Origin of the sequence: Pseudonocardia sp. EV170527-09 (genome assembly GCF_008369905.1) — a bacterium.
Taxonomy (GTDB): Bacteria; Actinomycetota; Actinomycetes; order Mycobacteriales; family Pseudonocardiaceae; genus Pseudonocardia.
The window spans coordinates 24940-31310 of sequence record NZ_VRMC01000068.1; the positions used below are offsets into that span (position 1 = coordinate 24940).

The following is a 6371-nucleotide window of genomic DNA, read 5'->3' on the forward strand; positions in this document are numbered from 1 at the left end:
CGCGGCCGGGCCGGGCGGCGTCCGCCTGCCCCGGCCCGGCGCTCGGGCCCGGCGCTCAGGCCGCCGGCGTCACCGCGGCGATCCGCTCCCCCGCGGCGCGGGCGTCGACGCGGGCGCGCTCGCGCTTCTCCGCGGCCAGCGGGCGCAGCTCGCTCATCGCGGGCACCACGTCGGCAAGGGTCAGCTCCGTCTCCACGACGGTCACGTCGGCGCCCCAGACGTCGCGCAGGATCCGGGTGATCCAGCCGGAGCCGTGGTCCCACCCCTCGCGCGGGGTGCCCGGCCCGTAGCCGCCGCCCCGGGAGACGACGAGCACGACCGGGCGGCCGGCGAGCGGGGTGGTTCCCGGTGCGAACCGGGGGTCGGTGATCAGGGCGTCGACCCAGGTCTTGAGGTGCGCGGCGATGCCGAAGTTGTAGAGCGGAGAACCGATGACGACGGCGTCGGCGGCCAGTACGTCGTCCGCCAGCTCCGCGATGCGCGCGAGAGCCCCGCGCTGCTCCGGGGTGCGGTCGGTCTCGGCCCCGTACCCGGCCGCGACCGCGGTCGTCCACAGGTCGGCCGGCAGCGGCGCGGTACCCAGGTCGAGACGGACGACCTCGGCGCCCGGCTGCGCCTCGAGGTAGGCGCGTTCGACCTCGTCGGCGATCTCGCGGCTGACGGAGCCCTCGGTGCGGATGCTCGCGTCGAGACGGAATAGGGACACGGTGACCTCCCGGTCAATCTGGAGAGAAGATATTCTGCTTGGCAGAGTATCTTCACAGAAGAAGACCTTGGCAAGCACGTATCCTGTGACGATGTCCGGTCCGTCCGCCCCGCAGAGCGTCGAGTGCGACCTGGCGTGGGCGCTGACCCGGGTGGCACGCGACCACGCCACCGCGGTGCAGTGCGTCGTCGCCGCCCTGCCCGGCGGACAGCGCGGCTTCCAGGTGCTCGCCGCCGCGGCCGCGGACGACCCGCCCACCCAGCTCGCGCTGGCCCGCAAGCTCGGGGTGGACCGCACCGTCATGACCTACCTGCTGGACAAGATCCAGGAGGCGGGGCTGATCGAGCGCCGCCCCGACCCGACCGACCGCCGTGCCCGCAGGATCGTGCTCACCGAGGCCGGCCGGGCGCTGCTCTGCGACACCGAGAAGCGGATGCGCAGCGCCGAGGCCCACATCCTGGCGCCACTCACCGCGGACGAGCAGAGCGCGCTCCGGACGCTGCTGCGCCGCGTCGCGACCGCGGGCACCGACCCGGCCTCCGCCGACGGCGAACCCCGTCCGCCGTCGGCGTAACCGCAGGTCCGGCGGCCGGGTCCGGATCTAGCATCGGACGGACACCCGAGGAGCGGAGATCCGATGCCCGTCCTGTCCACCCCGTACGACCCCGCCGACCGCCTGCTCGGCGAGCGGATCGTGCTGCTCGCCCGCGAGCTCGACGACGAGGTCGCCGCCGAGACCTGCGCACGCCTGCTGCTGCTCGCCGCGGAGGACCCGCGACGCGACGTCACCCTGCACGTCCTGGCCCCCGGCGGCTCCCCGGTCGCGGCGATGGCCGTGCACGACACGATCCGCACGCTCGGTGTCGACGTCGCGACCGTCGCCGCGGGGTCGCTCGCGGGCCCGGTGCCGTTCCTCGTCGCGTCCGGGACGCCGGGCAAGCGGCTCGCCCGCGCGCACGCCGCGTTCCTCCCGACCGCCGACGGCCCGGTCCGCGGCTCCCACCCCGGCGACGTGCGGGTCCGGGCCGACCATCTGGCCGGGCGTCGTCGCGAGATCGAGTCGCTGACCGCGGCGTACTGCGGCGCCCCGCTGCCCGACGACGCCCGGGACCGCTGGTTGTCGGCGTCGGAGGCGGTGACCCTTGGCCTCGTCGACGGGCTGTCGGAGCCCCGGGTTCGAAACGGATAGCTAGAGTCTCGCAGGTGCGAGTCTCGGACCTGTCCCGGTCGTCCGGCGTCCCCGTCGCGACGATCAAGTACTACCTGCGCGAGGGTCTGCTCCCCCGCGGCGAGACGACGTCACCGAACCAGGCCCGCTACGACGACACCCACCTGCGCCGGCTCCGCCTGATCCGGGCACTCGTCGAGGTCGGCGGGCTGCCGATCGCCACCGTCCGCGAGGTGCTGTCGGCCGTCGACGACCCCGCGGTCAGCCTGCACGACATGCTCGGCCGGACAGTCTACGCGATCACCGGCGACGTCGGGGCGTCCGGCTCGCTCGACGAGGCGGAGGCCGATCTGGAGCAGGCGATGACCCACGTGGGCTGGCAGGTCGAGCCGAACGCGCCCGCGCTGGCCGGGGCCCGGTCGGTGCTGGCCCGGATGCGCGAGCTGGGCCTGGCTCCCGGCGACACCACGCTGCGGGCGTGGGCGGAGGCCGCCGACCACGCCGCGGAGGGCGACATGGCCGCGATCGGGCGGACCACCGGTCGTGAGGAGGCCGCGGAGACCGCGCTGATCGGCACCGTCCTCGGCGACGCCCTGCTCGCGGCCCTGCGCCGCATCGCCCAGGAGAGCCGCTCCGCGCAGCTCTACCGCGACGGTTCCTGAGCGTCGGGCAGCCGCACCGTCACCAGCACCGCGCGGTGGTCGCTGCCCGGGGTGTCGAGGACGACGTGACGGCGGGTCACCGACCCGCGGGGCACCAGGACGTGGTCGATGCGGATCCCGGCGCAGCGCGGCAGCGACGAGGGGAAGGTCGCGACGAGCCCCCGCCCGGTGCCGTCGGTGGCGTCGACGCAGCCACCGACGGCGTCGCGCAGCCGCCGGTGGTCGACGACGGCGTTGAGGTCCCCGGCGACGACCGGTGTCGGCCGGGCGCGGGTCCACTCCCCGATCAGCGCGAGCTCACCGGCCCACAGGCCGGTCCACCGCGGGTTCGTCGGGGCGGAGGTGTGTACCGCGTACAGCGTCCGGGTACCGAGCAGCCCGCCGGTGACTTCCAGGTGCGGCAGCCGCATGCCCTCCCCGGGCCGGACGTCGACGTCTCCGGCCCTCGGCGCGGCCAGCACCACGGTGCCGCGCTGGTCCGGGACGCCGCGCGGGACCGACGACCAGCCGCGGTAGCCGGGGAGCAGGGGCAGCAGCCGGTCGAGGTAGGCGACGCCCGCCTCGGGCAGGACGACGACGTCCGGCCGCTCCCGGGCCACCGTCGCGGCGAGCGCACCGGGGTCCGCACGCCCCAGCAGCACGTTGGCGACGAGCACCGTCAGCTCGGGCCCGTCCGGCAGCGGACCGGCGGGCCGGGGCAGCACCCGTCGCAGTGCGGGGGCGGCGGCCGCGGCACCGGCCAGGCCCACCGCCGTCGCGGTGCGGCGCAGCCCGGCGAGCCGCAGGAGACCGGCGGCCCCCAGCCCCGCGACGCCGAGGTGCGGGCGCAGCGCGGTCAGCCCGACCAGGGCGGAGTGCCGGTCGGTCCGCCACCGCCGTGGCAGCACGGTGACGGCGGTACGCAGGGCTCGGTCGACGATCACGGACACGGGTGGACAACGGATGCCGGGCGCGCTCGGTTCCAGCTGGTCCGCGGGGGCGGTCCCGACCTCCGGCGGCCGTCGGGTCCGGGCGCGGTCGTCGTCGCCGCGGCCGGTGCTCACGCCAGGCAGGTGAGCGGGCGGCCGCCGTTGTACTCGACCATCTCGGCGAGGGCGGTCATGACGTCGATCGGGGCGCCGCGCTCGGCGCCGTCGAGCTCGGCGTAGGCACGGTGCAGGTTCCCGACGATGCGCTCGGCGTCCGGCCAGTCGGCGAACCGGCCGAGGTCGGTGTCGCGGGCGGCCTCCAGCGGGCGGATGCCGGCGTCGCGGGCGCGCTCGGCCAGGTCGACGACGAAGCGCAGGTAGTCGAGCATGTCCCGGACCGGCCCGTCGCCCTGGAACACCGGGCCGTGGCCGGGCACCGTCGTCGCGGCCCCGAGTGGCAGCACCACCTGCTCCAGGACGTCGATCGCCCCGGTCACCGACCCCATCAGCAGGAACGGCGTGCCGCCGTGGAAGACGAGGTCGCCGCAGTAGAGGACCGACCGGTCGGGCACGTGGACGAGGACGTCGTTGGTCGTGTGCGCGGGCGTCCCGGTGTGGACGACGTCGACCCGCAGGTCCCCCAGGTGCAGCGCGACGCGGTCGGTGAAGGTGAGGAACGGCGGGTCCAGCGGCAGCGAGCCCCAGTCGCCGTGGTCCCAGAACGGCAGGTCCCGGGGCGGCCCGAACGCGATCATCTCCGCGCGCGCCCGCTCGTGCGCGACGACCGTCGCACCGGAGAACAGGGCGTTGCCCCAGGTGTGGTCCCCGTGGTGGTGGGTGTTGACCACCGTGCGCACGGGCCGGTCGGTGACCTCGCCGATCGCGGCGGCGAACGCCCGGGTCCGGCGTTCGGTGGAGCAGGAGTCGACGACGACGGCGCCCTGCGGCCCGACCAGCAGCCCCGTGTTGTTGATCCACCAGGTGCCGTCGGGCTGGACGTAGGCGTAGAGCCCCTCGGAGACCTCCTCCAGCCGGGGCGGACCGGGAACGGTGATGTCGTGGGGGTGGGCGCTCATGCTCCGATCATGGCCCCATCGACCCGGTTCAGCCCGCGATGTGCACGTCCAGCCCCGTCTCCCCCGGCCGGATGTGCGGGGCGAGCTCCCAGCCGCCGGTGTACTCCCCGGTGAACTGCGGTCGGTAGCGGATCGGGTCGTCGTCGAAGAGACCGTCGAGCCGCCGGAACAGGTCTGCCCGGACCGCGGTGAGGTCCTCGACGTGGTCGGCGCTCGGGAGCGCCCAGGGCGGGAGGACATCCATCCCGGTGTAGGCGAAGGTGCCGTGCAGCAGGCCGAACAGCAGCTGGTGCAGCTCGCCGGACATGCCGCGCGGCCCGATCGCGGCCGGACGGTCGCCGAGGGTGGTCAGGACGAGCGCACGCCTGCCGGTGAGGCGCCCCTGCTCGAACCGCAGGCGCCGGCCGGTGGCGGCGTCGGTCCCGAACGCGAACCCGTGGACCAGGACGCGGTCGAACCAGCCCTTGAGGATCGCGGGCATCCCGTACCACCAGAGCGGGAACTGGACGACGAGCGCGTCGGCCCGGCACAGCTTCTCCTGCTCACGGGCCACCTCGGGGGCCTGCCGGCCCTCGAGGTACGCGGCCCGGGTGTCGGCTCCGACGCGGAACGGGCCGCTGTCGACGCCGCCGTCGCGCGGCCGCAGGACCGGGTCCCAGTGCAGCGCGTAGAGGTCGGACTCGACGACGTCGTGGCCGCGGGAACGCAGCCGGTCGACGCCGGCTCGTCGCAGCTCACCGTTCAGCGAGGAGGTTTCGGGGTGGGCGCTCAACCACAGGACGGACGGCATACTGCGATGGTCGACGCGCAGGGTCGACCTGACCAGTACGGACATTTCTGTCGCTTGGGGGTTGCTGTGCGTCTGCCCGTGATCCGCGCACTGGAGGTGTGCCCGGTCGAGGTCGCCGTGTCGGTCCTCGGGGGCACGTGGAAGCTGACACTGGTCAAGCACCTGCTGGACGGGCCCCGCCGGTTCAACGAGCTCGGCCGGCTCGTCCCCTCGGCGAACACGAAGACGCTGACCCGGCAGCTGCGGGAGCTGGAGAGCGACGGCGTCGTACACCGGACCGTGTTCGCGGAAGTCCCGCCGCGGGTGGAGTACCGGCTGACCCGGCTGGGGCGGACCCTGGAGCCGGTGGTCGAGGTGATGGACCGGTGGGGGGCGGGGTTCGCCGAGGCCTACATCCGGGATGCGGAGGAGATCGGCCACTGAGAGAGAGTGTGGCCAGGGGCGGGGTCGAACCGCCGACCTTCCGCTTTTCAGGTCACACCTCGAAAATCCGGGAGCATTCCAGACCGACCTATCGACAGGTCAGAACGACCTCGCGACTCGCGAGACGAGTCCTGAACTCAGCCGAACTGAGACCACAAGTGAGACCACTCCTGCCCGCCACACACCCCGCCTGCCAAACCCGCTGGATGGGTTAGATCGCGGGTTAGATCCGCCAGCCCGGGTTAGATATCTAACCCGGGCTCTTTGACGTGTCCCACCCACGCTGACCTGCGACAAGTTAGGTGGGTTAGGTGGGTGGGCCGGACTACGGAAGCCTCGAAAACCCGCGGATTTCGGGGGGTGGGACGACCGCGTCGCGATCTAACCCAGTCAGACTGGGAGCGTCCGCGGCGGGCCCGTGGCGGCCCCAGTCGCGCCGGATCGCCGGGGTCGACGTCCTCGCTCGTCGGGCCGCTTCGAGGTGCTGCCGCGCCGCTTCCGGTCCTCGGCCCGCGAGCGGGCCTGCGGTCCGGGTCGCCTTGCCCCCGGCCTCAGTGGCCTGGCACATGATCCTGGTCGCCGATATGGGTACGGAGCGTGAGATTTTCGGCGGTTCGCGAGGGGTGGGGGTGGGGTGG

Annotated in this window: 8 protein-coding genes; 4 read left to right on the forward strand and 4 right to left on the reverse strand. The window is 74.1% G+C overall.

What is annotated here, in order from left to right; genetic code table 11:
• Positions 1 to 55: 55 nt before the first annotated feature.
• Positions 56 to 706: an FMN-dependent NADH-azoreductase gene (locus FVA95_RS19960; RefSeq protein WP_149665537.1), complete on the reverse strand. Its 651-nt coding sequence runs from the start codon at positions 704 to 706 to the stop codon at positions 56 to 58.
• A gap of 91 nt (positions 707 to 797) precedes the next feature.
• On the opposite strand from FVA95_RS19960, the gene FVA95_RS19965 reads away from it, so the two are divergent.
• From FVA95_RS19965 to FVA95_RS19975, 3 genes are all read left to right on the forward strand, one after another.
• Positions 798 to 1280 (forward strand): MarR family winged helix-turn-helix transcriptional regulator, encoded by a 483-nt coding sequence (locus tag FVA95_RS19965; RefSeq protein ID WP_240051612.1) that lies wholly within the window; start codon positions 798 to 800, stop codon positions 1278 to 1280.
• A gap of 63 nt (positions 1281 to 1343) precedes the next feature.
• Positions 1344 to 1895, forward strand: a complete 552-nt coding sequence (locus FVA95_RS19970; protein ID WP_149665539.1) for an ATP-dependent Clp protease proteolytic subunit — start codon at positions 1344 to 1346, stop codon at positions 1893 to 1895.
• 14 nt (positions 1896 to 1909) lie between these two features.
• Positions 1910 to 2536 (forward strand): MerR family transcriptional regulator, encoded by a 627-nt coding sequence (locus tag FVA95_RS19975; RefSeq protein WP_149665540.1) that lies wholly within the window; start codon positions 1910 to 1912, stop codon positions 2534 to 2536.
• On the opposite strand, the gene FVA95_RS19980 is transcribed toward FVA95_RS19975, so the two are convergent.
• From FVA95_RS19980 to FVA95_RS19990, 3 genes are read right to left on the reverse strand one after another with little or no spacing between them, the layout of a single operon-like run.
• Positions 2518 to 3579 (reverse strand): endonuclease/exonuclease/phosphatase family protein, encoded by a 1062-nt coding sequence (locus FVA95_RS19980; RefSeq protein ID WP_149665541.1) that lies wholly within the window; start codon positions 3577 to 3579, stop codon positions 2518 to 2520. The genes FVA95_RS19975 and FVA95_RS19980 overlap by 19 nt on opposite strands.
• Positions 3576 to 4520 (reverse strand): MBL fold metallo-hydrolase, encoded by a 945-nt coding sequence (locus tag FVA95_RS19985; RefSeq protein WP_149665542.1) that lies wholly within the window; start codon positions 4518 to 4520, stop codon positions 3576 to 3578. The genes FVA95_RS19980 and FVA95_RS19985 overlap by 4 nt, the downstream gene beginning before the upstream one ends.
• A 28-nt stretch (positions 4521 to 4548) precedes the next feature.
• Positions 4549 to 5310, reverse strand: coding sequence for an NAD(P)H-dependent oxidoreductase (locus FVA95_RS19990; protein ID WP_149665543.1), 762 nt, complete (start codon positions 5308 to 5310; stop codon positions 4549 to 4551).
• Positions 5311 to 5376: 66 nt separating this feature from the next.
• Between FVA95_RS19990 and FVA95_RS19995 the strand changes: the two genes are divergently transcribed.
• Positions 5377 to 5733, forward strand: coding sequence for a helix-turn-helix domain-containing protein (locus tag FVA95_RS19995; protein WP_240051613.1), 357 nt, complete (start codon positions 5377 to 5379; stop codon positions 5731 to 5733).
• Positions 5734 to 6371: the final 638 nt, after the last annotated feature.